Here is a 26,441-nt window from a genome sequence, read left to right on the forward strand (position 1 = left end):
ACAATGGAAATAATAAGGCTAAAAACAAGGATACTTATGCCAACTGACGCCGTATCACGCCAAGCCACCCTACTGGACAGCAAACAACTATATCGCATTTGCGAGCTCGAACAATTAAGCAAAGATTGTCAGTCTACGGCTGAACTCACGCCACTTGACGATATTGTGGGCCAAGAGCGCGCCCAGCAAGCGGTAGAGTTTGCAATGGGGATTAAAGAGAAGGGCTATAATATTTATGCTATCGGTCAAAACGGCTTAGGAAAACGCACTATGATGCTGCGCTATTTAAGCCGCCACGAGCCTAGCGATCATACTCTGTACGATTGGTGTTATGTGGTTAATTTTGATGATACTCGTAGCCCCAAAGTGCTCAAACTCAATGCAGGTACTGGGCTTGAGTTTAAAAAGTTCATTGAAAAGTTAATGTTAAAGCTGGTCAAAGCTATGCCCTTAGCCTTTGATAACGAAATGTATTATGCCCGCACCGAAAAGCTCAAAAGCCAACTCGCACGAAAACAAGAAGCGGCATTATCAGAATTAACCGAAGAAGCGAAGCAAAAAGGCATAGAGCTTAGCTTAACCCTACAGGGCGACTATCAAATGGTGGCGCTCAATGGTGAAGAACCCCATGATGAAAGCTCATTTGAAGCGCTGACAGAGGCTGAGCGTAACCAATTTGAAAGTAATATAAATGGACTTGAAGTTAAGCTGCGCGGCATTATTCGCCAGATAACCGAATGGGAAGAAGAGTTCAGCGATAAACAGCAAGAGCATGACGAGCAAGTTGCCAAAGAAGTGTTAATTCATTTTATTAAGCCACTCAAAGATAAGTTTAAACATCAGCCTGAGGCGCGCACCTTTTTAACCGGTATGCAGGCTGATATCTTAGATAATCTGGATATTTTTTTAGAGGAAAGCGAAGAACAACTCGGTTTAGCCTACGCCTCACTTGAAAAGAAAATGCCCCGTCGCTATCAAGTTAATGTTTTAGTCAGCCAAGGAACGCAAAAATTCCCCATCGTTGTCGAAGAAAGCCCTAGTTATCACAGTCTATTTGGCTATGTAGAAAATGCTACATTTAGGGGCACTGTGTTCACCGACTTTTCGCTTATTCGCTCAGGTAGCCTGCACAAAGCTAACGGCGGCGTACTGTTGATGGACGCGGTTAAAGTATTAGAGCGCCCTTATGTGTGGGACGGACTAAAGCGTGCTCTGCGTTCACGTAAACTGGATTTAAGCTCACTCGAACGGGAAGTTTCACTATCAGGTACGATTTCTCTGGCACCTGAACCTATCCCGTTAGATGTGAAAATTATTCTTTTTGGCGATCATGAAACCTATCAGCTGTTACAGCATTATGATCCTGATTTTAGTGAGTTATTTCGTGTTACCGCTGACTTTGAAGATCTGATGGACAGAACTCCAACCTCTGAGGCGCACTATGCTCGTTTTATTTCTAGCATAGTGCGCGATAACAACATGCTGCACTGCGACCGCGCCGCTATAGCCCGTATCATCGAATACAGCTCACGTGAAGCTGAGGATCAGCAAAAGCTGTCGCTGCACTCTGCTAATGTGGCTAACCTGCTGCGAGAATCCAACTACTGCGCAAAATTAGCAAGCAGTGAACAAATTTCAGTGCTACACGTTGAGCAAGCGCTACGTAATCAAGAGCAACGAGTCTCGCGCCTACACGACAACATAATGCAAAGCTTCAGTAACGGCACAACCTTGATCAGTACTCAAGGTAAGGTGATCGGACAAATCAATGCGTTATCTGTGATATCGACCTCAGATCACCAGTTTGGTATGCCTAATCGAATCACTGCAACCACGGCCTTTGGTAAAGGCGAAGTGATGGATATCGAACATAGAGTCAAACTTGGAGGGCAAATTCACTCTAAGGGCGTACTGATTTTAACTGCTTATTTAGCCTCGGTTTTAGGTAAAACGTCGCACATCCCGCTCACCACTTATCTCACCTTTGAGCAATCTTACAGCGGTGTAGACGGCGACAGCGCCTCAATGGCCGAATGTTGCGCTATTATCTCAGCCATTAGTGAGCAAGCACTCAGGCAAGATATTGCCATAACCGGTTCGATGAACCAGTTTGGTGAGGCGCAGCCTATTGGCGGCGTGAATGAAAAGATTGAAGGCTTTTTTGATGTTTGCAAAATCAAGGGCCGCTCAGCAGAGCAAGGGGTGATTATTCCCGCCTCGAACGTCGCCAACCTAATGCTGCGTAAAGATATTGTCGACGCGGTTGCACTTGGGGAGTTTCACATTTGGGCTATCACCCATGTAACTCAGGCAATGGAACTATTACTGAGTAAAAGTGCGGGAGGTTTGTCGCCAACGGCATTACCTAACTCTGGGCAATATGATCCAGAGAGTATTTTTGGCATCGCCCAACAAAAACTCACAGCACTAAGAGCATTGGCTAAAACAGATTAAATCATAACAATAAAAAGGGTTAGCAAATGCTAACCCTTTCTTTATTAAGTTATTCAGCTATTAAGCACAATCACACTAAGCTTGTTAACATTTCGTCGCTGTACGGTACGAGTTCAACGCCATCACGCACGCGAGCAACATAATCAGAATTGGCAATAAAGGGACGACCGATAGCAATCAAGTCGAACTTATCCGTTGCAATCGCTTCGCTCGCAGATTGGGCGCTGTAGCTTCCGACTCCGACTAAGGTTTTACCATAGTGGGCGCGCGCATAACTTGAAGCGTTGCCGTCAAGATAGTCGAACTGCATGCTGTCATCAAAAATACCAATATGCAAAAAGGCGATATCGCGCGACTCAAGCTCAGGTAAAAAATAATCAAACACTGCACGGTCACGGCTATCGGCTGCCATGTTGAAATAAGCGCCCGGAGAAATCCGTAAACCGGTTCTGTCTTTACCAATACGCGCCGCGACAGCATCAACCACTTCCAGTGCAAAGCGGGACATATTGGCCGGAGTGCCACCGTATTCATCGGTGCGGCGATTGCTGTCATGATGTAAGAAAGTATCAATTAAATAACCATTAGCACCGTGGATTTCAACGCCATCAAAGCCCGCTTCAATGGCATTTTCTGCCGCTTTGGCGTAATCACGCACTAAACCTTGAATATCTTCGAGCGTGGCAGCTTTTGGCGTGACATAAGTCAGTTCGCGCATTCTGGGTACGCTGCCTTCAATCTTTTGTGCTGATGCAGCAAGTACATCGCCACCACCGAAAAAGTGTGGATGAGATACACGGCCCGTATGCCATAACTGTACAAAAATCTTACCGCCTTTAGCATGAACTGCATCAGTCGCTTTGCGCCAGCCGGCTATTTGCGCTTGAGTAAAGATACCCGGAGTATTAGGGTAACCTTGGCCATCAGGACGAATAATCGTCGCTTCAGTGATAATCAAACCTGCTTCGGCACGGCGTTCATAATAAGCAACCATATCGTCGGTTGGCACCAAATTAGCATCCGCCATACAACGGGTTAATGGAGCCATAAGAATACGATTTTTTAAGCTAATAGTGTCGTTAAGCGAGTAGGTTTCGAATAGATTAGCCAATAGATTTGGCGCAGTTTGTGTGGTCATTTTTCTGGTCCCATTCTTGAATATGCGTTCAAGATATTATTATTTGAACAATCATTCAAGTTTATTTTTGAATGTCCGTTCAAATTTAGGTAGAATTTCGCCTAAGTATTTCAACTAGGTGAATTAAATTCGATGCGTAATGCAGAGTTCGATCGAGAGCAGGTACTTCGCGGCGCTATGGCCGCCTTCATGCACAAGGGTTACACTAAAACGAGCATGCAAGATCTCACTCAAGCCACGGGGTTACATCCAGGGTCGATTTACTGTGCTTTCACCAATAAACGCGGATTGTTAATCGCAGCCATTGAACAGTATCAACTAGATAGGAGCGAGCAATTTAACAGTTTGTTTGCCAATAGCGATAATGTGCTCGCCAATTTGAAAACCTACTTAGATTATCTGGTTATTGAGTGCTTAAGTTGCGATAGTAGCCAAGCCTGTCTATTGACTAAGGCGCTCAATGAAATTGCAGAACAAGATGTTGAAATCCAAAACATCATCAACCAGTATCTGCAAGCCATGCAATTGGCGTTGATGCAACAATTCGCCGCCGCGAAACTGCACGGTTTGTTGCAAGGTCATCGCAGCAGCGAGCAAAGAGCACAATATTTAATGATGGGAATTTATGGTTTAAGAACTTTCGCCCACACTCACCCTGAAGCGGAAACCTTACAACATCTTGCCGAACAATTACTGACTGACGTTTGCCAATAAGCCATTTCACGCTCAATTTTAAACGACGTAAAATGGCCTATACGAGCGGGATAAAACCGATATTTGGCCGCACTTAACGATACTATGTGTTCCGATAAACGCAGCTTTTAGTTAGTTCTCTATTTTATTAATACTGCCCTTATACCCAGTTTTATCGACCACCTTGAGTAAGATGTCTAGATTAAAATCCTCAGGCACAGTCACGATAGCTTGCTCAGTTTTTAACGAAGCCTTAGCCTTAATCACACCATCGGTTTGTCGCAGGGCTTTATTGACGACAGTGACACATAGCGGGCAGGTCATGCCCTTAACATCTAAGGTGACTTGCCTATTTTCCGCCCAGCTCGATACTGAACAAAAAATTAAGGCAAGAAATAACACTAACTTCATTCAAAAACCTCTAATAACCAAGGTAATACAAAGGGATATAACTGAAACGCCAGCACAACAGGCACAGTTAACCAGTAGAGCCATACCATCTGAGTACGGCTTAACGTCGCGGTGCACAATGGCTTTTTCGCAAAATAGAGCCGCCAAAATCCCATTAAGATAAGCCCAGTCGACAATATCAACATAGGTACTTGCAACCAGCTTAGTTGCTCTATCCCCGACAGGCTCGCGGCCGACACACCGAACACCAAATAAATAAGTGGCGCAATGCAGCACAGACTCGAAACCACTGCAGCAATAACAGCAGCGGCCATAGTCGCAAAAAGTCCCTTAGCGTTGTTCGGTTGACTGGTAGTCATAGGCAAATACTTTAGGTTCATAATAATTCACGGGATCGCCATCAACTTCGGCATAGGGATAACCAAAGTTATTCAACGGTGTTTGCTCAGCTTCAGGGAATAAATCAAAGTCTCGGCCATAATTAAAGCCAATCCAGTTCATTTCCCAATTACCAAAGAGGTAATCATTCACCGCCTGAACAGCAGGATCGCTATGCTCTTTTTTCTCGGTTAAACGCATTTTGGTTACATCAGCAGGATCGGCAGGCAACCAACCATAACCCGCTAAATAAAACATAGCGCGACAATGTTGACCACCACTGACATCGGCAACGCCTTTGTCATCGGCACTGCCAAACGCCTTTTTAGAATATTGACCCATCTTGATCGCCTGTCCCAAGCGAATACCGAACATTTCGCGGGCAGGAATACCCACGGCGCGCATTAGCGCCACAAATACGGAGTTAATATCGGTACATTTACCGCCCAATATGCCACTGGCTAAAATACTGGCCACATCGCCTGTACCACAGCCAATTACGCTATTATCGCGGAACATATTGGCGCTGACCCAAAGATAAATCAGCCGCGCTTGTTTTAATGGATCTGTTTCGCTGCCCACAATTTTATCTGCTGTTAGCTTCACAATACCATTAATTGGCATATGTTTAGTGGGTAATAAATAGTGTTCAACATCTGCAGGATAACTAATTTCTGTTGGCGTACGGTAGTGGACCAAGGCGCCGCTTTTCACAGGTTCCCAATCCAACGTTTCAATATCTAGCTCAACCGTCATGGTCATGCTTGATTTAGCATCTGGCCACGTTGCAAACAGAGTTTTAGCACCGTAACGGTTGTTTGAAGTTATGTAGGCATCTTTAAAACTGCCAGTAAAACTCAGCTTACGCACCCATTGAAATTGCGTATCTTCAGGTAGCGGGATCCACAGCTTAACCACGCCTTCAGAGCCTTCTGGGGCAACAAGATGGTAAGTGTTGATTAAGGTAAAACGACGACGTCCATCCGCTGAACTATGCTCTACAACACTCGGTAGAGAGGAAGATGCCAGTACCGGTGTGATAAATCCCGCGGTCGACAAAATAGCCGCACTTTTTAAAAAATTGCGTCTTTGCATGATGACATTCCTTCACATTATTGAGCGCTAAAAAAGATATGACTGGAGTCATTGCGCGCCATTATAAGCGCTCTCACTGTCAGCACAATAACGCCGTTATCTCAGTCGTAAAAAACACGCTAAAGAGCACATTAAGCCGACAACTTCCCATAACCTTTAAACAAAATAACTACTAGAGTGTTAAATCTCACATAAAAAACAGGTGTTGATCAATTCAACACCTGTTTTTTATAGTTAAATTTAACTTCGACTTGAGGTTAGTTAGCTAACCTCAAGCGCTTTAATGTTAACTAAACGCTAAGAACGGGGATATACAGAGTAATAAACCGGTAATGATAATAATGTATAAAGATGCGCCCTTGTACTTATGCAGCGCTGGCACTTGATATACTAAATAAGCTGGAATAAGGCATCCAACCAAACCAAAAATAGGACTACAAATTGAGGTAAAACTTAACACTGGGGCATTTAATACAATCGCACCCCAAGATAGTAAAATGGTGAAAATCATGATGCCGTAACCAACCAGCTTTTTGTTGATACGATCTTCAGGCATATAGCGGCGTAGCATGTTCATGGTCAAACCTTGACAAGCCTCCCTAAAACCTAAATACACCCCAAAGTAAGCCGTCATTACCGCAAAAATATTTAAGGTCAGGCTGAGTAATTTAAGCGTTTGTCCCTGCATACCTTGGGCGACCATAGCTAAGGCCGAGATATTTTCTTCTGATGCACGCACCGCTTGATCATGTCCCATCGCTAGCGTAAATGACACCGCATAAAAGAACACCACAACAAACAAGATACCAAAGGCAATGTTCATCGCCCGCATGGCTTTAAAACGCGCAACTGCTAAGGATTTCTCTCGCGAGCGGTATGAAATCACCATCGGGCTTAAGCTTTGAATGAAAAGAATCGATGTTAGTGTGAAGGGCAACATAACGATGGCATCTTTTAACCAATCTCCTGTTGCTGGGATCACGCCAATATTATTGATATCCCACTTATCCACCATTAATAACCCTAATACAGCAACCACGCCCAATTTAGTCAGCACCATAAAAGTAGATATTTTGAATAATAGATTTTCACCACGTGATGCTAAAGCGACTAAACCACAAATCAGCAATAAACCGTAGAAGGGATTATTCGACAGTAATTCTTTTGTCACGCCAAAGCTTTGTAAGAATGAGGCGCTATCGTTAGTAATGGCCGTTGAATAAACGAATACCCAAATAACCAACATAGTGAAGTACAAACCGCCCAATAACATGCCCCAGTTTTTACCTAAGTAACCCGATATCACACTCGGATAATCCTTACATTCTGGTGATTCTGCTAAGGTGTTGATAAACAAACGCTGAAACATATACATAGCAGGGTAGCCAATTACGCCAGACAGTAAGAACACCCATAGGCCCATTAAACCGACCTGTACGGGCAAAAATACGATCCCCGCGCCAATTGCCATGCCGATACTCATAATAATCCAGCCCCAATCCGTACTATCGAAGCGGGTATCTATTTTCCATTGGGCAGTATTAGCCGCCGTCATTGTTGCATCCATCATTTCATCTTTACCTTGTTACTATTATTTGTTGCAAATATATTTGAACAAAATGAACTCAGCAACCAATACGTTCAACTTTTATTGAACAAAGCGTTAACGCTCACAACTTGGCTAAAATTGGGATTAATAACGCACAAATTGCAGAGGCAAATGAAATTCATTAAAAAATAATTGCAATAAAATTTAAAAATACAAATAATGTTGCACATAGTCCGACTGCGACATTCAATTTTATTTGCAAGATGGAGAAACAATGAAAACGATTATTAACGCAGAATATGCTCCCGCAGCCATTGGCCCATACTCCCATGGCACAACTTATGGCAATCTGATTTTCACCTCAGGCCAGCTCCCTGTATGTAAGAAAAAGGGCAGTATCGTTAACGGTGGGATCACGGAACAATCGATTCAGTCATTAGAAAACCTCAAATACGTGCTAGAAGCAGGTGGAGGCAGTCTCGAAACCGTCCTCAAAACCACTTGCTATCTTGCTGAGATCAATGACTTTGCCGCCTTTAATGAAGTATATAAAAGTTATTTCAAAACCGACTGCCCTGCACGTAGCTGTTTTGCGGTGAAAGATCTTCCGCTGGGCGCAAAAGTGGAAGTCGAAGCAATAGCACACGCTAAAATGTAAGTATTAATATAAGGTTATAAAGCTCATGAAACCTCAATGGCAACAGTATATTAAAATTATCAAACAAGTCGTTAAGCCCGCATTAGGTTGTACTGAGCCTATCGCTGCCGCTTACGCCGCAGCTGTAGCCCGCGCTTTACTCGGCGTTGAACCCGATTCAATTGCAGTACAAGTGTCTGACAATCTTTATAAGAATTCTATGGGTGTATTTGTACCAGGCACCGGTAAAATTGGCCTTGCAATTGCCGCTGCCGCTGGCGCTATTGCAGGTAACCCTGATGCTGGTTTAGAAGTGTTGGCGGTAATAACACCAGAGCAAGTCGCAAAGGCACAGGCACTGATCGATGCAGGAAAAGTAACCGTTGAACGCACACAAACGGCAGAGTTTATTTATTGCTGCGTGATAGCTAAAAAAGGCAGTCGTGAAGCTCTAGTTAAAATTTGTGGCGGCCATACACTGATTGCCGAAAAACACCTCAATGGCGAGTTAGTCTTCAGTCTTGATAATACAGCGGCAACGGCAACGGGTTCAATTTGTGCTGGCGTGGACATCACTATCGAATCCATTTATCACTTTGCGGATGAAGTCCCCTTCGAGGATATCAAGTTTATCCTTGAGGCTTCTGAATTAAATGGCAAATTATCCGATGAAGGCATGGCTAATCCCTATGGTCTAGAAGTCGGCCGTACTATGAAAAGCGGTATCGCGGCGGGTATTATTGGTGAAGACTTACTCAATAAAATCGTTATGTTAACTGCTGCGGCGTCCGATGCACGTATGGGCGGCGCTAACTTACCTGCCATGAGTAATTTTGGCAGTGGTAACCAAGGCATTGCCGCAACCATTCCAGTGGTATTAACGGCACAATGCTATAACGCTTCGGAAGAAAAACTCGCCCGAGCTTTGATTATGAGCCACCTTGGGGCAATTTATATCAAATCCCATTACCCACCATTGTCGGCATTTTGTGGTAATACAGTCACCAGCGCCGCAGCTTCTATGGCGATGGTGTATCTGGCCGGTGGCTCATTCGAGCAATCTTGTTTCGCAATTCAAAATGTGATCAGCGATAGCTCTGGCATGGTGTGTGATGGAGCAAAAGCCTCCTGCGCCATGAAGGTCAGCACGTCATCTAGTGCGGCCGTACGCTCATTTTTGATGGCTCTCAGTAGTCACAATGTCTCCGGCCAAGGTATTATCGCCACCGATGTAGAGAAAACCATTAAAAATATTGGTAAAATGATCCTCAATGGTATGTCATCCACAGATGTTACTATTATCGATATTATGTCGGCATAGTGATTTTGACCCGCTGATCATTAGCGGGTTAACAACCCAAGGTTGAAACTTTGAAACTGCAAGATTTAACGCAAAGTGATCTGGATATTCTTAAATCCATCGAAAATATCGTCGATGGTATCGCAGCCATGTATGGTCAACATACTGAAGTGGTATTACACAGCTTAGATGCTAAACATCCGTCGGTAGTCAAAATAGCCAATGGCCATGTGACAGGCAGAGAAGTGGGCGCACCAATCACTAACCTTGCCTTGCTTAAGCTTAAGACCGGTCAGGATATTTCTAATTCTTATCTCACCAAATGCACTAATGGAAAAACGCTAAGATCGATTACTACGGTGATCCGTAACCGTAAAAATCAGCCAATAGCCTTACTGTGTATTAATAGCGATATGGATGCGCCGCTGCAATCAGTGCTACGCACTATGATGCCAGATAATTTACTTAATATTGAAGTCACCAGTTCACCCGAAACGTTTGCCCGTAATATTGATGAAGCATTGCACAGCACCATTGACAGTATCAATCATGAAGTGCGCTCCAATCCTTCGATTTCGACCTCACAAAAGAGCCGCGAAATCGTCAATCAACTACATGAGTTAGGTATTTTTGAACTCAAAGACAGCGCCCAAGTCGCGGCGACTCGATTAGGGATTTCAGTGCATTCAATTTACCGTTATCTACGGGAAATTAAAGCTAATCAGGCATAACCTCGATAACAATAAAAAAGCAGCGATTTATCGCTGCTTTTTTATTTGGTAAACCTATCACCTCGGAGTGGATAAGGTTCAGCTCCTATTACCCACTTTCTCTAACCCCCAAACGAGTGCTATTGCCGCCAACATACATACGATGGCAAAAGCGAGTTGTGCAGGCTGACCTGTAATGTGCTCAAAATTAAGTGGCGAAATATTTTGCTCTAATAAAGGTACTTGTTCGCCATGTGAATTTGTTCGCCAGGTTAAGGTTTCTTTCCACGGCCAAATTTTACCTAAGGTGCCTAACATTAAACCGGTTAAAAACACGATAGTCGCATCGTGATATTTCCGCAGTAGTGCCGACAATAAATGGCTAAAAGTCAATAATCCCGTCACTGCGCCAACGGCAAAACAGGCCAAAATATCGAGCTGAAAATCTTTAGCCGCTGTGAGCACTACAGGATATAAGCCTAACAATAATAAGATGAAGCTACCTGAAATCCCCGGTAATACCATAGCGCAAATGGCAATCGCGCCACCGAAGAATATGTTGATATAACTGGCTTCTATTGCCACGGGATTTAGCACAGTAATCGCCCACGCCGCCAGCACGCCTAAGGCAAATAAAGCAAAACGTGCCACCGTAAAACCACTCACTTGCTTGAGCATATGCACGACAGAGATGATGATAAGCCCAAAAAAGAACGACCAAATTGGGATTGGGTGCGTTGCGAGCAACCAAGAAATCAGCTTAGCAAAGGTAAAAATACTGGTTAGGATCCCCGCCAGCAGGCTCACTAAAAAACCGCCATTTATATGGACAAAAGCCCCTTTTACCCCTTTTGACTTAATCACGCCCCATAACGAAGGATTGATGCGCTTTACACTGTCGAGCAAGGTATCAAGAATACCGGTAATAAACGCTATGGTGCCGCCTGAAACGCCAGGCACAACGTCGGCAGCACCCATGGCCATTCCCTTAAAATACGTCAGCAAATATTTCACTGTGAGTCCTTATTGCTAAATAAAAATGCCATTGCCGCTAAACGACAAATTGGCCGCAATTATACGGTGTTACGCTAAAAACTACGAAATGAAGTTTGCTTGATTAAGCTGACTGGTATTTGTTGTTACCCTAATGTTAAACTCATCCGACCAGAACTACCCAAGCATAACTTGGAATAGTCTTAAGATAACAATATCCCTTTGCATATTATTAAGGATGACCATGCGCCAGACCGATTCCGTCAGCACTGCCAAACAAAAAACCAATAAAGTGCTCGCGCTCTACCACAAAACTCGCCGATATCCCTTCGGCCAAAAACTGTTTTCAATCATGGTTTCACGCATGGCACCCTATTTTGGCACCATCAAACCACTGATCACTGAATTACGCCTTAATCATTGTGCCTGTTTAATAAAAAAACGCCATGCAGTGCACAACCACATTAAAACGGTGCATGTGATTGCGATTTGTAATGGTTTAGAAATGGCGATGGGTGTGATGGCCGAAGCCTCTATTCCAACCAATTTACGTTGGATCCCTAAGGGCATGAGTTTGGATTATACCGCTAAGGCTGGTAGCGATATTTTATGCATTGCAGAAGTGACGCCAGAGCAATGGACTCCTGGCGATATGCTGGTCCCCGTTAGGGCATACGATACCGAAGGTGTGGTCGTTGTGAAGGGACATATCAAGTTGTGGATATCTGAAAAGCCGCAAAAAATAGTATGACCCATAGCGAAACGAGGCTGCCGTATTCAATAGGCTAAAGTGACAGGCATTGGCCTAATACGAGCTTACAATGACAACAGATACATGACGTTAGCGTTAACTATGCTAAACAGTGAACGAGAATATTGCCGAATCGTTAATCGGCAATATTTTCCATTAGGTTTTACGCCGATATTTCACTTTCTATATTCCACTTTCTAGGCTTTCTATATTTGATTGGAGGCAAGCGCCTGCTAGGCTAGTCTTCTTAAATCAGCTCAAAAAGTCAAACATGCTTACTAGCGAAAGGAACTCAGCTCACGTGTCGGCCAACCAGCCTATTGACGAGTGGTCAACGCCCCCTTCAGGAGCCACACTACCAGCCAGCGCTACTATCATATCCACACAGCGCAATGCCAATATTGATGCTATTCGTGGCTTAGCTGTGTTGGGGATATTTTTCATGAATATCTATTTTATGGGGATGACCTTTTATGGCTATGCCCCTCACGAAACACCGCTGTTATCTGATCAAGTTATCGAAGCATTTAATCTCTTGTTTATCAAAGTGCGCTTTATTAGTCTGTTTTCCATTTTATTTGGTGTTGGGCTTTTTATTCAGTATCAACGTTTTAATGCCCAAGGGCTCAATGCGTATCCGCGCTTACGTTCACGCCTAAAATGGTTGATGGCATTGGGTTTAATCCATGGAATTTTGATTTGGTCTGGCGATATCTTACTCACCTACGGGATCAGTGGGTTTTTAGCGCTATGTTACAAAGATTTAAGTATTGATGCCCTTAAACGTAAAGCCAATATCTTTATTTTCGGCGCCTTAGTGATCATTACCCTCATCACTGTTAGCAGCGCAGATAAATCTTTTATCCGCGAATCAAGCCTATTTGCACAGCAGTACAGTGCTTGGACCTCAAGCTATGCAGACCAACTCGTGTTGCAGTTAATGCAGGTGGGTTACATGGCGTTAGTGATCCCTTTTACTTTAATGTGGTTAACCGCAGGCTTGATGTTGCTCGGTATGGCGTTATATCAACAAGGAACTTTTGAGCAGGGATTTAGCAAAACTACGCTCATACAATTGGTGATAGCCAGTGTATCGCTATCACTAATAGCGATACTTTTAGGCTTAACACAACGTCCAATTTTAGTCGCGCTTTCAGATACCTTAGCCATGTTAAGTGCGATCCCAATGGCGCAAATTTATATCCATATTATCGTTAAAATTTGTAAAAACAGCCCTAAGATACTGACCTCATTACAAAATGTAGGTAAACTCGCCTTTAGCCTCTATATTCTGCAATCCATCGTTGGCGTGTTAGTGTTTAGACACCTCGCCCCTGAATTACTCTTACAGTTAGATAGATGGCAATATATGGTCATGGCAATTGTTTATTCAATCGTGCAACTGCTATTAGCCAGCCTTTACTTACGCTATTTCAAGCAAGGGCCACTGGAAAAGTTTTGGCGCTACCTCGCGTTTAAAAAGTACGCGACACCACCCGTAAAAAATCACATTTAGAACCACGATACGAGATTGATACCAAACCATGACGAATAAAAAACCAACCAAAACAACCAGCAGTAAAAAGGCCACAAACAACCGCAGCCAAAAGCCTAAATCAACCGGTTCAGAATCAAGCATTATGCCATTGTTGTTAGTGGTTATTTTTCTTGCTGGTTTAATTGGCGCCGCGCAGCAACATATGTTGCCCATTGGTATTGTAGGCATGTACCTCACGCTCAGTTTGCTCAGTTTTATCGCCTACGCCATCGATAAATCCGCCGCAAAACGCGGTAAATGGCGCACTAAAGAAAGCACTTTGCATCTGCTGGCGCTCATGGGCGGTTGGCCCGGCGCCCTGTTTGCCCAAAACGTATTAAGGCACAAGTCAGTTAAGGCCTCATTTAGAAACGTTTTTTGGCTCACCGTTATCGCCAATTTAGCCGTACTGGCTTATGGCATCCAAACTGGCGCCGTAAATATGTTTATTTAAACCTAACTATCCGCGTGAGGTTAGTCGGCTATAGCTAAGTTCATCTGTGACTAAAACCGAATAAAAAGGGCAATCTAAGATTGCCCTTTTTATTTATTTAGCTATGGAAAATAATGTCGTTTAGCCGCTTAGTTATTTTTAAAACCAGCTCAAGGCGATACTGATAATCACGCCAGTAATCATTAGTTGCATTAAACAAAACCCCATAATATCTCGCGCTTTTAAACCCGCAATGGCTAGCACAGGTAATGCCCAGAAAGGTTGAATAAGGTTAGTCCACGCATCCCCCCAAGCAACAGCCATAGCAACCCGAGCGACATCGGCGCCTAAAGCCTGCGCGGCAGGTAACATAATCGGTGCCTGCACAGCCCATTGACCACCTCCAGATGGTACAAAAATATTCACAATCCCTGCACTAATAAAGCTCCAAAATGGCAAGCTTTCGGCGCTGGCTATCGCCACAAAGCCTTGTGAAATACTCTGGGCTAAACCCGATTGCACCATCACGGCCATAATGCCTGCATAAAAAGGAAACTGGATCACGATCCCAGCACCGCCCTTAATAGCTTCATTTAAACTGGTGAGTAAACTGCGTGGCGTTTGATGTAACACTATGGCGAGAAATAAGAATAAAAAGTTCACTACGTTAAGGTTTAAACTGCCGCCCTGTACCCAAAAGTAATAACCTAAATATACAAGCCCTGCACCACCGACACTCCAACCGAGTAAACGGCTATTCTCCAATATATCCGCAGGACGCATTGCACGCTTATGTTGACTCGGGCTCTCACCTGCACGGTTAACCTCTAGCACTGAAGAAACCGTTTCGCCACCTTTGTCATCAAGGACACTCGAATCAACATAAACGCTGTCTTTTTCGTCAGGCAACATAAAGCGATTCACTAAAGGCATCACCACGAACAGCACCGCAACCAGTAATAAGTTAAAACTCGCGAAAATGGTTTCACTAGTGGGGATAATACCAATTTGTGATTCGGCGAAATGCCCCGCTGTGGCTATGGTTAACGGGATAGACCCTGCGAGCCCGCCATGCCAAACCACAAAACCTGAGTAGGCGCTGGCAACCAGCAGCCGGTAATCCACTTTCACTTTACGGGCTAAGGCTTTAGCAAACAAAGCACCTACTACCAATCCGAATCCCCAGTTGATCCAACTCGCGGCGAGTGATACAAGCGTAACTAAAATAATGGCTTGCGGTGCCGATTTAGCCAAACCCGCAATCGCATCAAGCAACTTTTTAATCGGCGGTGAGCTTGCCAGCATAAACCCCGCCACCAGCACTAATAGCATCTGCATCGAAAAACTTAACAGCGTCCAAAAACCATCACCCCAATAATTAATGACTTCCAGCGGAGTTTTGTTCTCAGAAACGACGGCAGCAATTAACACCACTAAGGTGAGTAAAAGTACAAAAATATAGGGATCGGGTAGATATCGGTCGACTAGCTTGACCAGAGGTTTTGCCGCTTTGTTTAGCATGGACTTTCCTTATTTATTATTTTAATTCTAGTTGTTGTCTGTTTTTATTGGATTTTTGTGAAGTCTTAAGCCCACAGGTTAAGCGATATCTAAAGCAGGATAAAGCCTTGAAGGGAGTTTTAATGGCTTGAACTGGTCGTAGCAGATGACCAGCGTTCGAGTTCAAAGCCTGTACGAGTAGCGATAGCATCTATCGTTAGAAAACTGATAACATGGCCGAAATTAACTTAAGGTGCTCTTTGTATGAAAATATTACTCGCCATTGTGGTGATAGCTGGGGTGATTTTTTACTTCTTTACCTCGATGAACGGCCAAAAAGCCGCCCAAGAGAATATCCGTTTAGGTAATGAATTTTTAACCCAAAACAAAGCGAAAGAAGGCGTGATCACCACGGCTTCAGGTTTGCAATATGAAGTATTAACCAAGGGCGATGGCACGATTCATCCAAAAGCCAGTGATACTGTGACCGTGCATTATCATGGCACTTTACTCGACGGAAGCGTGTTTGACAGTTCAGTTGATCGCGGCGAGCCTATCGCCTTTCCGCTTAATCGAGTGATTAAAGGCTGGACCGAAGGCGTACAACTGATGGTTGTTGGCGATAAAGTACGTTTCTTTATTCCCAGTGAACTCGCCTACGGCAACAGTAACGCAGGCAAAATTAGCGGCGGTTCGATGTTAATTTTTGATGTGGAATTACTGAAGATTAATTAAAACTATCTTTAATGAACCCGTATCAAGGTATTAATCTGTATCCACAGCATTGTCCTTAACGCGACATAAAGACCGAAATCAATAAAAAGCCCTGCATTTTCGCAGGGCTTTTTTTAATCAAATTGTATTAGTAAGTTGAACCATTATGGGCAAGTTACTGCGCCAACATCAACCCATACAGCCGCGACGCCAGGCACATCACCCTTAGTCCAATAATTAGCCTTCCATTGACGGTTGTTATAACGAGTGGTTGCACCGCCGTTATAAGCTACTGCGGCATCCCAACCAAGATCAACTTGGCTAAGTAGCTGCCATTGATCCGCTGTGCGAGATGGCGCATTACCTTGAGTCCAATACTTAGCTTTCCATACCAGTTCACTATGGTTCACAGTATCACCCGAGTTGTAAACTACACTGGCTTGCCAAGCTGGATAATTACCCACATTAGCATCGTTCACATTGCAACCATCCGCAGCTTTAGGCGTGACAGTTAAGGTTGTCGATGCGCTCGCGTCTAAAGCGCCATCGGAAACCAGCACGCTTAAACCATAACTGCTCGCTTGGGTAACATTGGGGCCAGTGACCACTAGCGTGGCACTATTTTGCCCCGTGGCTGACACGCCAACAGGCACAGTCCAAGCATAGGTTAAGGCATCGCCGTCGGCATCGGATGCACTCGCCACGATACTGACCGTTTTACCCGCTTCCACTGTTGCTATTGCAGCCACACTTACCACGGGAGCTTGGTTTGGTGTGTCGGCCTTGTTGGTTACTGTCACTAAATCTGTGGCGGATAACCCTTCAGGATCTGTCACTTTAAGGCTAAATCCATAGGCGATATCGGTTTGTGTGGCTTCCAGTTGAATTATTGCACTGGCCATATCGGCATTCGTAATAACCGTTTCAGGTCCAGATAATTGAGTCCATAGATACGTCAGCACGCCATTTTCAGGATCGCGCGAACCACTACCATTTAGCACCACATCGCTTGGGCCTGTGACATTGATATCTGCCCCAGCATTAGCAATGGGCGCTTTATTCACCGGTGATGTTGCCCCTTCGCCATTACCTAAGCCTTCGTGCATTGCATTAAGAATATCGCCGTTATCGGAATCAATTTCCCATGCAAACAGGCCACCGAGCTGATTGGCCAGCACGTATTGACCCTTAGCTTTAACAGAACGCGCATCATCAAAAGTGATTAAGTCACCAGTCGATGCTTTGAACAATGATGGCGCCTCGGCCACTTCATCATAACTGTAGGCCCAACCGCTACCCATGTAGTCGTTTACTATTTGGCGATAATCCACTACGCCATCTTCCCATGTGCCCTTCACTTTGCCCGTGGCCGTGCCCGTGAACGGATTATTGCCACTGTAGCCACTGACCCCAGTCCAGCCACGACCATACATAGCCGCACCAACGACAATTTTACCTGGCGTCACGCCTTGGCCTAACAGGGCCTTAACGCCATTATCCGTAGTATAGCGAGTATCAGGATCCCAACCTGCTTCATAAAGATTGGTTTGATGACCAAGTTCAGTGTTAGTCCAACCGCCATTGAAGTCGTAGCTCATCAAGAAGATGTAATCCATGTACTGCTGGGCAGCTTGATAATCCACTTTCTCAATTTTGTCATCACCTGCACTAATGGCCGACGTTAGCTCATAGGTGCGACCCGTTTCAGCACTTAGCTCATCAAGCATGGCACGTAGTTCACGCATCAAAGTAACGTAGGTTTCACCATCGTTAGCATTACCTAAATTGGGGTTAGCGCCCTTACCACCAGGGAATTCCCAGTCGATATCCACACCGTCAAAGAATTTCCATGTTTGCAAAAACTCTTTTACTGACGCAACAAAAGTAGCGCGCTTAGTTTTATCGTTAAAGAAGAAGAAAGGATCTGACAGTGTCCAGCCTCCGACCGAAGGCAAAATCTTCAAATCAGGGTGTGCTTGCTTGAGCGCCATCAATTGACCAAAATTACCTTTATATGGGTCGGAGTAATCACTCACGCCCGCCTGCGGCATTTGAATCGCCGCCCAAGGATCGTGGATCGCAACTTTAAAATCTTCACGGCCACTACAGGCACGTTGCAATGCTTGGAAGCTGCCTTCGATTTCTTTCAAGCTGTCGTTAATGCCATCACCGCCACAAATAGGGGTAAAGCCATATAAAATATGAGTTAAGTTTTGCGCGGGGATCTTATCGACGGGGAATTTACGGCCGTATACTCCCCATTCAACAAAGTAACTGCCAACCACTTTGCCGGATTTATTCACATAGGGACGATTATTCTCTTTAAGCGGCGCATTAAGTGGCACTAAATGGCTGCCATCGGTGTCGGCCACAAGAATTTCTTGAACATCACTGGCAGTGCAACCTTCGCTATTACATAACTGCACCAGCATCTGATAACGGCCACCTTTTTTCACTTTAAAATTAGCGGTTCCGGAAGCACCAGATGGCCCTTCCCAAACTATATTGCCGTTGAGCAGCACTTGGGCTTTATTGCCCACATCACCACTCCAAAGATTCCAACTGACAGAAACATCAGCGGCATCTTTTACCGTAACCAATTGATTATAGGCCGTAGCAGCTTGATTAACGTCAATAATCGCAAACTTAGTTTCACCCCAACCTAACGTTGGTTTACCGGGCGCAGCAGCAAATGCACTAATGCTCATAGTAGATGCTAACGTCGATGCGACTAATAAAGCTGATGTAGAAATTTGAGTCTTAAACATGAAATATCCCTATTGAATTTTTTATGCATCAATAAAGCAAACAAAGCTTAGACAGGAAACTGCGCTCTTAAGACCATGCAAAACGACTGACAACTGCATGAAGAAAAACCTGTGGTATCCCCGCTATCATAGGTACAGACAAACCTTTAGACCGGAGGCTTTGCGTCCCAGTTTTTCAACTGGTTTGCCTTTTACACGCAATGACAACGCTGTCAATGCCGCAACAAGCATAAACATAAGCCACACATAAATGCAACAAGATATCATCAAGAGAGATAGTAGACTGATAAGAAAGGAATTAAATGCCGTTCAATTATTACTAATATTAACTGGGTAATCAGGAGGTTACTGATGACTTTCAACATAAAAAAGCAGCACTCGATAAGCCAAAGGCATTACAAGTCCTGCTTTATATTCAAGCATTTATATTTTAAAGCCGCGTGGCAGCAGGCTAATGATTATCGACTTAGCCATCTACACCGTGGAGTATTACGAACGAGGATAATCCCTTGCGAGCATCACAGATAACCCGCGGCAAACTAAGGTTTCCATATCCTCGACACGATTAATTTGCACCCCAGCTAAGGGAGTGCTCAGTGCCATTTGCTTTAAACTATCAAGGCAACCTTTATAGTACGGCGCATTATTTATCATCCTTCCCGCTAACCATACTCGATTAGGATTCAATAAGTTAACCGCCCAAGCAAGCCCCATTCCTAGATAACTCCCCGCCCGATACAGTTCATCTGCCGTAGCAATATGACGACTTCGTATTGAATCGCCACTGGCCAACTGCTCTAAACTAAATTCACCTGATTCTGTCATCACTCGGCAATGGCCTAATTCACCAGCTACACCCGTTGCGCCAGTAAAGACTTGCCCATTAAAGGCAATCGACATGCCAATTCCGGTGCCGCACATTACCAACAGCTCACAGGCATATTTTGTATCGCAAATAGCCTGCATACCCGCCTCGATATCGTTGCAGATAAACTTAAGCTCACCTTGAGTTTTTACTGTGTCAAAACTCAAACCATTGAGTCCAGGTAATGATTTACACGACACCAAACGATTATTTTGCACCAGTCCAGGCACAGCAATCGCGAGTTGGTAATCTTGTAAATCGTAATCACGCTCTAATGCGGCAATCTGGTTATTTAACTCTTCAATCTTAAAGCCTTCACCGGTAGGAATTTTATATTGTTCTGTATGTTCCGCCAGTTGAAGCTTAAACAGGGCCTTAGTCCCGCCTACATCTATGGTTAATACTTGCATCGCCAGCTCCACTGATACATGTCCCCCGCTCTGACCCCGAGCGAAGGTACAAAATATTAGCATATTGGCAAAGTACTCGCGATAAAATAAGTATTAAGCTGCTAATTTATAAGGGGCAAACTATCAATTAGCTATAGGTGATATGTTATACAGCTAGCTTTTTACCTGCTCAAAATGACTTCATTTAATCAGGCATAAAAACCACGGTTAACGTTCATTCCAGCACACACTTACGATTGTATACAAAATCCTTCATTCACTTCCTTGCATCTGTAACCTTAGACTTGCGATAATCTAAACGGGTTAAAACTCAAATCAATATAAAACCTTTATCGACCGACTCGCATTACGTACCGGTCTCACTTGGAGCCTATATGCCACATTCTATCGCTAGCCGCCTCGGCGCTATTCGTAGCGAATTAACTGCTGCCAATCTCGATGCATTCATTATTCCACGCGCCGACGAATATCTGGGCGAATACGTACCTGAGCATAACGAGCGTTTGTACTGGGCGACTCATTTTACTGGCTCGGCAGGGATGGCGATCGTATTAAAAGATAGAGCGGCTATCTTTACCGATGGCCGTTATACCGTGCAAGTTCGCCTACAAGTTGATGCAGCACTTTTCAGCTACGAGAGCCTTACCGACACACCACAAATTGAGTGGTTATGTGATGCACTGCCAGCGGGTTCTCGCGTGGGATTTGATGCAAGATTGCATACTTTAGCTTGGTTCGAAAACGCCAAAGCCATCTTAGACAAAGCGCAAATTGAATTAGTGTCTATTGCGCAAAACCCGATTGATTTACATTGGCAACATCGCCCCGCGCCATCAAGCGCGCCCATCACTTTATTCAGTAACGAGAGTGCCGGTAAAACCAGCATACAAAAACGTACCGAAATTGGTGCATTAGTGAAAAAAGCCGGTGCCGATGTGGCTTTAATTGCCGCTTTAGATTCTTTTTGTTGGCTGTTAAATATTCGCGGCAACGATATACCACGTCTGCCTGTAGTGCTCGGTTGTACCCTATTGTACGCCAATGGTGATATGGTGCTTTATACCGACTTAGCAAAATTACCTGAAGGTATTGAGGCCCATGTCGGTAAAGGCGTGAGCTTTAAAGCCGAGGCCACACTCGCCGACACACTTGCCAGCTTGCAGGGTGTAAAACTGTTAGCCGATCCTAATTCTGCTAACGCTTGGGCACAAAATATTGCCCGTGAAGCCGGAGCTAAATTAATTGCTGGCATCGACCCTGTTGCATTACCCAAAGCGCAGAAAAACAGTGCAGAACTTGCCGGAATACGCGCTTGTCATATCCGTGATGGCGTCGCGGTGACGCGCTTTCTTGCATGGTTAGATGCCGAAGTTGCTTCAAATCATCTGCATAATGAAGCCACACTTGCAGATAAATTAGAAAGCTTTCGCCTGCAGGATGAACATTATCGCGAGCCAAGTTTTGATACCATTTCTGCTGCTGGCGCTAATGCCGCCATGTGCCATTACAATCACAACAATGGCACGCCCGCCATGATGGCGATGAATAGCATCTACCTAGTGGATTCTGGCGCGCAATATATTGACGGTACTACCGATGTAACCCGCACCATTGCCATTGGCAATGTTACCGATGAACATAAAAAAATGGTGACCTTAGTGCTAAAAGGCCATATCGCGCTTGACCAAGCCCGCTTTCCTAAAGGCACTTCAGGCCAGCAGCTAGATGCGTTCGCGCGCCAATATCTATGGCAATATGGCTTTGATTACGACCACGGCACTGGCCATGGCGTCGGTCACTTTTTAAGTGTGCACGAAGGCCCGCAGCGCATAGGTAAAAATGTCAACGGTATTGCACTGCTGCCCGGCATGGTGCTTTCTAACGAGCCTGGTTACTACCGTGCAGACAATTTTGGTATTCGCTTAGAAAACTTAGTGGTAGTGCAACACTGCGAGGCACTTAAAGGCGCTGAGCGTGAAATGTATGAATTTGACGCACTAACGATGATCCCTATGGATAAGCGCCTTATCGATAAACACATGTTAACGCAAGGGGAAATCAATTGGTTCAATGCCTACCACCAGCAAGTGTACGATACCTTAGCCCCATTGATGTCGGGTGATGAGTTAGCCTGGCTAACCCAAGCGACTCGGGCGATTTAAGTATAAAACAAGCAAGCAGGAGTATTAAAGCATTGCTGCTTTATCATCGCTCCCGTACACAGAACCGCTCAAGTCAGCACATTTGAGCGGTTTTTTACTGTCACAATATATTCACTTTCTTTTGAAGGTCTTGAGCTAAACACCTTAATAGATAAGCAAAATATAACCGCACCATTTTGCACAATAAACAACCGATAACGTACGCATTGCTCACATCCTGATTTCTGTACCACCCAAGCTGTATTTCTGTACGCCTCAATTAACAATACCTATTTCTATATATTACCCTTTTGTGTTGAATTTATAGGATACAATAAATCCCCTAACATGATTAACCCTATAAAAACAAAGGGAATTGCGGCGGATTGATATAAACGCTTGTTTTAATCTTGTTACTTTTAAGTGAAAAAATGATATTTTGCAATAGGTTGTAAATACAACAATCGATTGATTATCATTAAAACCAAGTAAATATGTCTCTCCTACACCCACACAAAATGATAACCTTGTCACATAACAAGTTAGCACCAATGAGTGCTAGCGCAGATTAAACTACCTATTTATATCCTAAATCATCGTATCGGCCAGGAATGGACACACTAAATGAGCCCGAGTAACCCTAAGTTCAATAAGCCTATAAATATGAATCGTGTAGAGCAAGAAGTTCGTTTGCACCCAAACGATGAACTTATTTCAACTACCGACACCCACGGTACCATCACTTACGTTAATAACCGTTTTTCTGAAATTTCAGGCTATAGCGCGCAAGAATTAATTGGCAGTGCCCACAATATTGTGCGCCACACCGACATGCCCCGTGAAGCCTTCAAAGAAATGTGGGAAAAATTAAAATCAGGTCAGTCTTGGCGCGGGATAGTTAAAAACCGCTGTAAGAATGGTGGATTTTACTGGGTTGATGCTTTCGTCTCGCCCTTATTTGAAAACGGCACCATAGTGGGTTATCAATCGGTTCGCATTTATCCTCAGGCTAACTATATTAGTAAAGCGAATGAAATTTATCAGAAGATTAAGCAAAACAAATCAATCCCTAAACCACTGAGCTTAATCCAAAAACGCATTGTTTCAGCAATAGTAGCTTCAATAGGTTTACTGCTTGCAGGCTATTTTTGGGGTTGGGGAGTGATTATTGCGGGGGCGGTACTGATGGGTATCAACTTAGCCATTTTCTATGATGAGGCATTTTTGATCCCCGCCAAATTAATTGATATGCAAACTAAATACGATTCGATTAGTCGCTATATTTATTCTGGCGCTGATACCTCATCGATTCTCGACTTTCAGTTAATTATGCTGCAAGCAAAAATGAATGGCGTGCTTGGACGCACTCAAGATCAAGCCAATCAACTGCACGGTATCGCCGATCAATTGGTCGTTGCAACAGGGCAAACTTATGTCAGTTTAGATCAAGAGAAAAACCAACTAGAACAGCTTGCAAGCGCAATGGAAGAAATGAGTTCAACGGTTGCAGAGGTGGCTCAAAATACCCAATTAACCTCGAGCAGCATTAATACTGCCCATGAGCTTTGCCTCAAAAGCAGCGCCAACATGCAAGCCAATACTCAAAAAGTAGAACAATTGGCAAAGTCTGTTGCAAACGCTGCCACTAATGCGCAGCAATTAAATAAAGAAGCCGAGCAAGTCGCTAATGCGATGGGAGAAATTGACTCGATTGCTGAGCAAACTAACCTACTCGCACTCAATGCGGCGATTGAAGCTGCAAGGGCGGGCGAGCAAGGTCGCGGATTTGCCGTGGTGGCCGATGAGGTTCGCGCGCTATCGAGCAGAACCCAGCTGTCAACCAACAGCATTTCGAAAAGTGTCGATAAGATGTTTACCATGCTTAACGCTTGGGCAAAAGAAATGGAACAAAGCCGCGAACACGCCGAGCGTTGCGCGAGCGATATTCAACTGTCGGCCGAGAATGTGAATACCATTTATCAAGAAGTCAGCGACATACATAACTTTGCCCAACAAAATGCCGTTGCCGCCGCTCAACAACGGCAAGTGGTTAATGAGATTACCAGTAATATCCATTCTATCGCCCATGTCAGTCATGAAAACCTAGCTGCAACCCATCTGATTGGTGATGCTGCTAACTTACTAAAACATAATGCTGAAAAAGCTCTCGGTCTGCGGCAAACCTTCGGATAAACAGACGTATTTAGAACAGTAAAATACCGCAGTTAAGGCTGCGGTATTTTTTTCTGTTCTTGATCAATGGGACTTCTCGACCTAGATATTGCAGAATTAACCTCACTACGGCTGACTCGTACTCAGACTTTTATCCCTTCTTGACTAAATCATTCAGATAAAACGCCAAAACACTAAAAAGTTCAGGTTTTAACCAAAATTTTTGCTATACTCCGCGCCCGCCATTTTTCTTAAAATCTGTGTGGAAGAATGAGCTAGCCTAGCGTCTACTGTGGAGCCTAAGTGGTACTGATATCAATAAATGTCAGTCGGCAGAACAGTAAAAAAATCGGCTTTAGGTGCTTGAATGTTTGAATGTTTGAATAAGTAAATGACAGGAATCCAAAATGAGATTTGAATCTTTTAGTTTTTCCCCCGAGATTTTGCGCGCTATCTCAGATTGCGGTTATCAACAAATGACGCCTATTCAGCAGCAAGCGATACCTGCTATCCGCCGCGGCCAAGATGTCTTAGCCAGTGCGCAAACAGGTACAGGTAAAACCGCTGCCTTTGCCTTGCCGATTTTACAAAAGATGGTTGAAAAGCCAAGTGAAACATTAAAGTCGAATACCCGCGTATTAATCCTTACGCCGACCCGTGAGCTTGCTGCGCAAGTAGCCGACAACGTTGTAGCTTACTGTAAATACCTAAATTTCAGCGTATTAACCATTTATGGCGGCGTAAAAATAGAGACTCAAGCGCAAAAGCTAAAACGCGGCGCCGATGTGATTGTTGCCACGCCAGGTCGCTTACTTGAGCACCTTACCGCCTGTAACTTAAGCTTATCAAACGTCGACTTTTTAGTCCTCGATGAAGCTGACCGTATGTTAGATATGGGCTTTAGCGCCGATATTCAAAAAATTCTACAAGCGGTAAACAAAAAACGCCAAAACCTGCTGTTCTCGGCCACCTTCTCAAGCGCGGTGAAAAAACTCGCCAACGATATGATGGTCAAACCATTAGTCATCAGCGTCGATAAGCAAAACACCACAGCTGATACCGTTAGCCAAGTGGTTTATCCGGTCGAGCAGCGCCGTAAACGCGAATTATTATCTGAGCTTATCGGTAAGAAAAACTGGCAACAGGTATTGGTATTTACCGCAACCCGTGATGCCGCTGATACCTTAGTGAAAGAATTGAATTTAGATGGTATTCCATCAGAAGTGGTCCACGGTGAAAAAGGCCAAGGTAGTCGTCGCCGCGCCCTGCGTGAATTTGTGGCAGGTGATGTACGCGTACTGGTTGCCACCGAAGTCGCCGCCCGTGGTCTGGATATTCCAAGCCTTGAATACGTAGTCAACTACGACTTACCTTTCCTCGCAGAAGACTATGTACACCGTATCGGTCGTACAGGCCGCGCGGGCAAAACAGGTGTGGCGATTTCATTTGTAAGTCGTGAAGAAGAACGCACTTTAGCTGATATCGAAAAGCTTATCGGTCAACAGATTCGCCGCGTCACAGTGCCAGGTTATGAAGTCGGTAGCCGCGAATTACTGTTAAAACAACTGCAAACTCGTCGCAGCTTTGCTAAAAACCAACAAAGAACTGACAACGTCGGCGCTCAAGTTGCAGCAGAGAAAAACATGCAAGGCCGCCGCGTAAAAATGAAAGTGGGTCAAGCACCGAGCAAAGCAAAAAAGCTTAAGTAATCGCTAAAACGGGTGGTGTAAAACCCATAGCGTTTAACCCCATCCCACGTATTTTAATCAAATCGGCCACAACAATTGTTGTG

Annotated in this window: 21 protein-coding genes and 1 riboswitch; of the genes, 12 read left to right on the plus strand and 9 right to left on the minus strand. The window is 44.4% G+C overall.

Features of this window, described 5'->3' with window-relative positions; translation table 11 throughout:
- The first annotated feature begins 36 nt into the window (after nt 1-36).
- Nucleotides 37-2,454 carry a Lon protease family protein gene (locus tag C9I43_RS10490; RefSeq protein WP_107883416.1) on the plus strand — a complete coding sequence of 806 codons (2,418 nt, stop codon included), beginning with the start codon at nt 37-39 and terminating at the stop codon, nt 2,452-2,454.
- A gap of 70 nt (nt 2,455-2,524) precedes the next feature.
- Here the strand turns inward: C9I43_RS10490 and C9I43_RS10495 are convergent, their stop codons facing one another.
- Nucleotides 2,525-3,592, minus strand: coding sequence for an alkene reductase (locus C9I43_RS10495; RefSeq protein ID WP_107883417.1), 1,068 nt, complete (start codon nt 3,590-3,592; stop codon nt 2,525-2,527).
- Between the two features lie 132 nt (nt 3,593-3,724).
- On the opposite strand from C9I43_RS10495, the gene C9I43_RS10500 reads away from it, so the two are divergent.
- The gene (locus C9I43_RS10500) at nt 3,725-4,306 is read left to right on the plus strand and encodes a TetR/AcrR family transcriptional regulator (RefSeq protein WP_107883418.1); all 582 of its coding nucleotides are present in this window, start codon (nt 3,725-3,727) and stop codon (nt 4,304-4,306) included.
- Nucleotides 4,307-4,417: 111 nt separating this feature from the next.
- On the opposite strand, the gene C9I43_RS10505 is transcribed toward C9I43_RS10500, so the two are convergent.
- From C9I43_RS10505 to C9I43_RS10520, 4 genes are all read right to left on the minus strand, one after another.
- The gene (locus C9I43_RS10505) at nt 4,418-4,696 is read right to left on the minus strand and encodes a heavy-metal-associated domain-containing protein (RefSeq protein WP_107883419.1); all 279 of its coding nucleotides are present in this window, start codon (nt 4,694-4,696) and stop codon (nt 4,418-4,420) included.
- Entirely contained in the window at nt 4,693-5,010 is a 318-nt protein-coding gene (locus C9I43_RS10510) for a hypothetical protein (protein WP_308811433.1), read from the minus strand. The genes C9I43_RS10505 and C9I43_RS10510 overlap by 4 nt, the downstream gene beginning before the upstream one ends.
- A 16-nt stretch (nt 5,011-5,026) precedes the next feature.
- Nucleotides 5,027-6,169, minus strand: a complete 1,143-nt coding sequence (locus tag C9I43_RS10515; protein WP_107883421.1) for a transglutaminase-like domain-containing protein — start codon at nt 6,167-6,169, stop codon at nt 5,027-5,029.
- A 286-nt stretch (nt 6,170-6,455) separates the two neighbouring features.
- Nucleotides 6,456-7,736, minus strand: coding sequence for an SLC5/6 family protein (locus C9I43_RS10520; RefSeq protein WP_107883422.1), 1,281 nt, complete (start codon nt 7,734-7,736; stop codon nt 6,456-6,458).
- A gap of 256 nt (nt 7,737-7,992) precedes the next feature.
- On the opposite strand from C9I43_RS10520, the gene C9I43_RS10525 reads away from it, so the two are divergent.
- Genes C9I43_RS10525 through C9I43_RS10535 form a run of 3 tightly spaced genes read left to right on the plus strand, consistent with a single transcriptional unit; the run spans nt 7,993 to nt 10,386 of the window.
- Nucleotides 7,993-8,376, plus strand: a complete 384-nt coding sequence (locus tag C9I43_RS10525) for a RidA family protein (protein WP_107883423.1) — start codon at nt 7,993-7,995, stop codon at nt 8,374-8,376.
- 25 nt (nt 8,377-8,401) lie between these two features.
- The gene (locus C9I43_RS10530) at nt 8,402-9,676 is read left to right on the plus strand and encodes an L-cysteine desulfidase family protein (RefSeq protein ID WP_107883424.1); all 1,275 of its coding nucleotides are present in this window, start codon (nt 8,402-8,404) and stop codon (nt 9,674-9,676) included.
- Nucleotides 9,677-9,726: 50 nt separating this feature from the next.
- Complete coding sequence (locus C9I43_RS10535; protein ID WP_107883425.1) at nt 9,727-10,386, plus strand: helix-turn-helix transcriptional regulator; 660 nt, start codon at nt 9,727-9,729, stop codon at nt 10,384-10,386.
- Between the two features lie 78 nt (nt 10,387-10,464).
- Here C9I43_RS10535 and C9I43_RS10540 read toward each other — a convergent pair whose 3' ends face one another.
- The gene (locus C9I43_RS10540) at nt 10,465-11,379 is read right to left on the minus strand and encodes a polyprenyl-phosphate transporter (RefSeq protein ID WP_107883426.1); all 915 of its coding nucleotides are present in this window, start codon (nt 11,377-11,379) and stop codon (nt 10,465-10,467) included.
- 223 nt (nt 11,380-11,602) lie between these two features.
- On the opposite strand from C9I43_RS10540, the gene C9I43_RS10545 reads away from it, so the two are divergent.
- From C9I43_RS10545 to C9I43_RS10555, 3 genes are all read left to right on the plus strand, one after another.
- Entirely contained in the window at nt 11,603-12,109 is a 507-nt protein-coding gene (locus C9I43_RS10545; RefSeq protein ID WP_107883427.1) for a hotdog fold domain-containing protein, read from the plus strand.
- A 301-nt stretch (nt 12,110-12,410) separates the two neighbouring features.
- Nucleotides 12,411-13,625: a DUF418 domain-containing protein gene (locus C9I43_RS10550; RefSeq protein WP_076496532.1), complete on the plus strand. Its 1,215-nt coding sequence runs from the start codon at nt 12,411-12,413 to the stop codon at nt 13,623-13,625.
- Nucleotides 13,626-13,653: 28 nt separating this feature from the next.
- Nucleotides 13,654-14,100, plus strand: coding sequence for a DUF1294 domain-containing protein (locus tag C9I43_RS10555; protein ID WP_107883429.1), 447 nt, complete (start codon nt 13,654-13,656; stop codon nt 14,098-14,100).
- Between the two features lie 138 nt (nt 14,101-14,238).
- On the opposite strand, the gene C9I43_RS10560 is transcribed toward C9I43_RS10555, so the two are convergent.
- Entirely contained in the window at nt 14,239-15,600 is a 1,362-nt protein-coding gene (locus tag C9I43_RS10560; protein ID WP_107883430.1) for a short-chain fatty acid transporter, read from the minus strand.
- 243 nt (nt 15,601-15,843) lie between these two features.
- Between C9I43_RS10560 and bamJ the strand changes: the two genes are divergently transcribed.
- Nucleotides 15,844-16,314: a BamJ family beta-barrel-assembly machinery protein gene (bamJ, locus tag C9I43_RS10565; protein ID WP_076496530.1), complete on the plus strand. Its 471-nt coding sequence runs from the start codon at nt 15,844-15,846 to the stop codon at nt 16,312-16,314.
- A 143-nt stretch (nt 16,315-16,457) separates the two neighbouring features.
- Here the strand turns inward: bamJ and C9I43_RS10570 are convergent, their stop codons facing one another.
- Complete coding sequence (locus C9I43_RS10570; protein WP_107883431.1) at nt 16,458-19,061, minus strand: glycosyl hydrolase family 18 protein; 2,604 nt, start codon at nt 19,059-19,061, stop codon at nt 16,458-16,460.
- Nucleotides 19,062-19,171: 110 nt separating this feature from the next.
- A riboswitch (cyclic di-GMP riboswitch) is annotated at nt 19,172-19,260 on the minus strand.
- Nucleotides 19,261-19,550: 290 nt separating this feature from the next.
- Nucleotides 19,551-20,336 (minus strand): ROK family protein, encoded by a 786-nt coding sequence (locus C9I43_RS10575; protein ID WP_107883432.1) that lies wholly within the window; start codon nt 20,334-20,336, stop codon nt 19,551-19,553.
- Between the two features lie 374 nt (nt 20,337-20,710).
- Between C9I43_RS10575 and C9I43_RS10580 the strand changes: the two genes are divergently transcribed.
- From C9I43_RS10580 to C9I43_RS10590, 3 genes are all read left to right on the plus strand, one after another.
- A complete protein-coding gene (locus C9I43_RS10580) occupies nt 20,711-22,498 on the plus strand; it encodes an aminopeptidase P family protein (RefSeq protein ID WP_107883433.1) in 1,788 nt (595 codons plus the stop codon).
- Between the two features lie 603 nt (nt 22,499-23,101).
- Nucleotides 23,102-24,670 carry a methyl-accepting chemotaxis protein gene (locus C9I43_RS10585; RefSeq protein ID WP_107883434.1) on the plus strand — a complete coding sequence of 523 codons (1,569 nt, stop codon included), beginning with the start codon at nt 23,102-23,104 and terminating at the stop codon, nt 24,668-24,670.
- Nucleotides 24,671-25,056: 386 nt separating this feature from the next.
- A complete protein-coding gene (locus tag C9I43_RS10590; protein ID WP_107883435.1) occupies nt 25,057-26,358 on the plus strand; it encodes a DEAD/DEAH box helicase in 1,302 nt (433 codons plus the stop codon).
- Nucleotides 26,359-26,441: the final 83 nt, after the last annotated feature.

This window comes from Shewanella morhuae (assembly GCF_003028295.1).
Classification (GTDB): domain Bacteria; phylum Pseudomonadota; class Gammaproteobacteria; order Enterobacterales; family Shewanellaceae; genus Shewanella; species Shewanella morhuae.

What these genes read in the sequence shown, in the direction of transcription:
- C9I43_RS10570 (WP_107883431.1), bottom strand. Translation starts at nt 19,061, where the DNA reads ATGTTTAAGACTCAAATTTCTACATCAGCTTTATTAGTCGCATCGACG.
- C9I43_RS10530 (WP_107883424.1), top strand. Translation starts at nt 8,402, where the DNA reads ATGAAACCTCAATGGCAACAGTATATTAAAATTATCAAACAAGTCGTT.
- C9I43_RS10510 (WP_308811433.1), bottom strand. Translation starts at nt 5,010, where the DNA reads ATGGCCGCTGCTGTTATTGCTGCAGTGGTTTCGAGTCTGTGCTGCATT.
- C9I43_RS10560 (WP_107883430.1), bottom strand. Translation starts at nt 15,600, where the DNA reads ATGCTAAACAAAGCGGCAAAACCTCTGGTCAAGCTAGTCGACCGATAT.
- C9I43_RS10520 (WP_107883422.1), bottom strand. Translation starts at nt 7,736, where the DNA reads ATGGATGCAACAATGACGGCGGCTAATACTGCCCAATGGAAAATAGAT.
- C9I43_RS10585 (WP_107883434.1), top strand. Translation starts at nt 23,102, where the DNA reads ATGAGCCCGAGTAACCCTAAGTTCAATAAGCCTATAAATATGAATCGT.
- C9I43_RS10525 (WP_107883423.1), top strand. Translation starts at nt 7,993, where the DNA reads ATGAAAACGATTATTAACGCAGAATATGCTCCCGCAGCCATTGGCCCA.
- C9I43_RS10500 (WP_107883418.1), top strand. Translation starts at nt 3,725, where the DNA reads ATGCGTAATGCAGAGTTCGATCGAGAGCAGGTACTTCGCGGCGCTATG.
- C9I43_RS10490 (WP_107883416.1), top strand. Translation starts at nt 37, where the DNA reads ATGCCAACTGACGCCGTATCACGCCAAGCCACCCTACTGGACAGCAAA.
- C9I43_RS10555 (WP_107883429.1), top strand. Translation starts at nt 13,654, where the DNA reads ATGACGAATAAAAAACCAACCAAAACAACCAGCAGTAAAAAGGCCACA.
- C9I43_RS10580 (WP_107883433.1), top strand. Translation starts at nt 20,711, where the DNA reads ATGCCACATTCTATCGCTAGCCGCCTCGGCGCTATTCGTAGCGAATTA.
- bamJ (WP_076496530.1), top strand. Translation starts at nt 15,844, where the DNA reads ATGAAAATATTACTCGCCATTGTGGTGATAGCTGGGGTGATTTTTTAC.
- C9I43_RS10575 (WP_107883432.1), bottom strand. Translation starts at nt 20,336, where the DNA reads ATGCAAGTATTAACCATAGATGTAGGCGGGACTAAGGCCCTGTTTAAG.
- C9I43_RS10590 (WP_107883435.1), top strand. Translation starts at nt 25,057, where the DNA reads ATGAGATTTGAATCTTTTAGTTTTTCCCCCGAGATTTTGCGCGCTATC.
- C9I43_RS10505 (WP_107883419.1), bottom strand. Translation starts at nt 4,696, where the DNA reads ATGAAGTTAGTGTTATTTCTTGCCTTAATTTTTTGTTCAGTATCGAGC.
- C9I43_RS10495 (WP_107883417.1), bottom strand. Translation starts at nt 3,592, where the DNA reads ATGACCACACAAACTGCGCCAAATCTATTGGCTAATCTATTCGAAACC.
- C9I43_RS10515 (WP_107883421.1), bottom strand. Translation starts at nt 6,169, where the DNA reads ATGCAAAGACGCAATTTTTTAAAAAGTGCGGCTATTTTGTCGACCGCG.
- C9I43_RS10545 (WP_107883427.1), top strand. Translation starts at nt 11,603, where the DNA reads ATGCGCCAGACCGATTCCGTCAGCACTGCCAAACAAAAAACCAATAAA.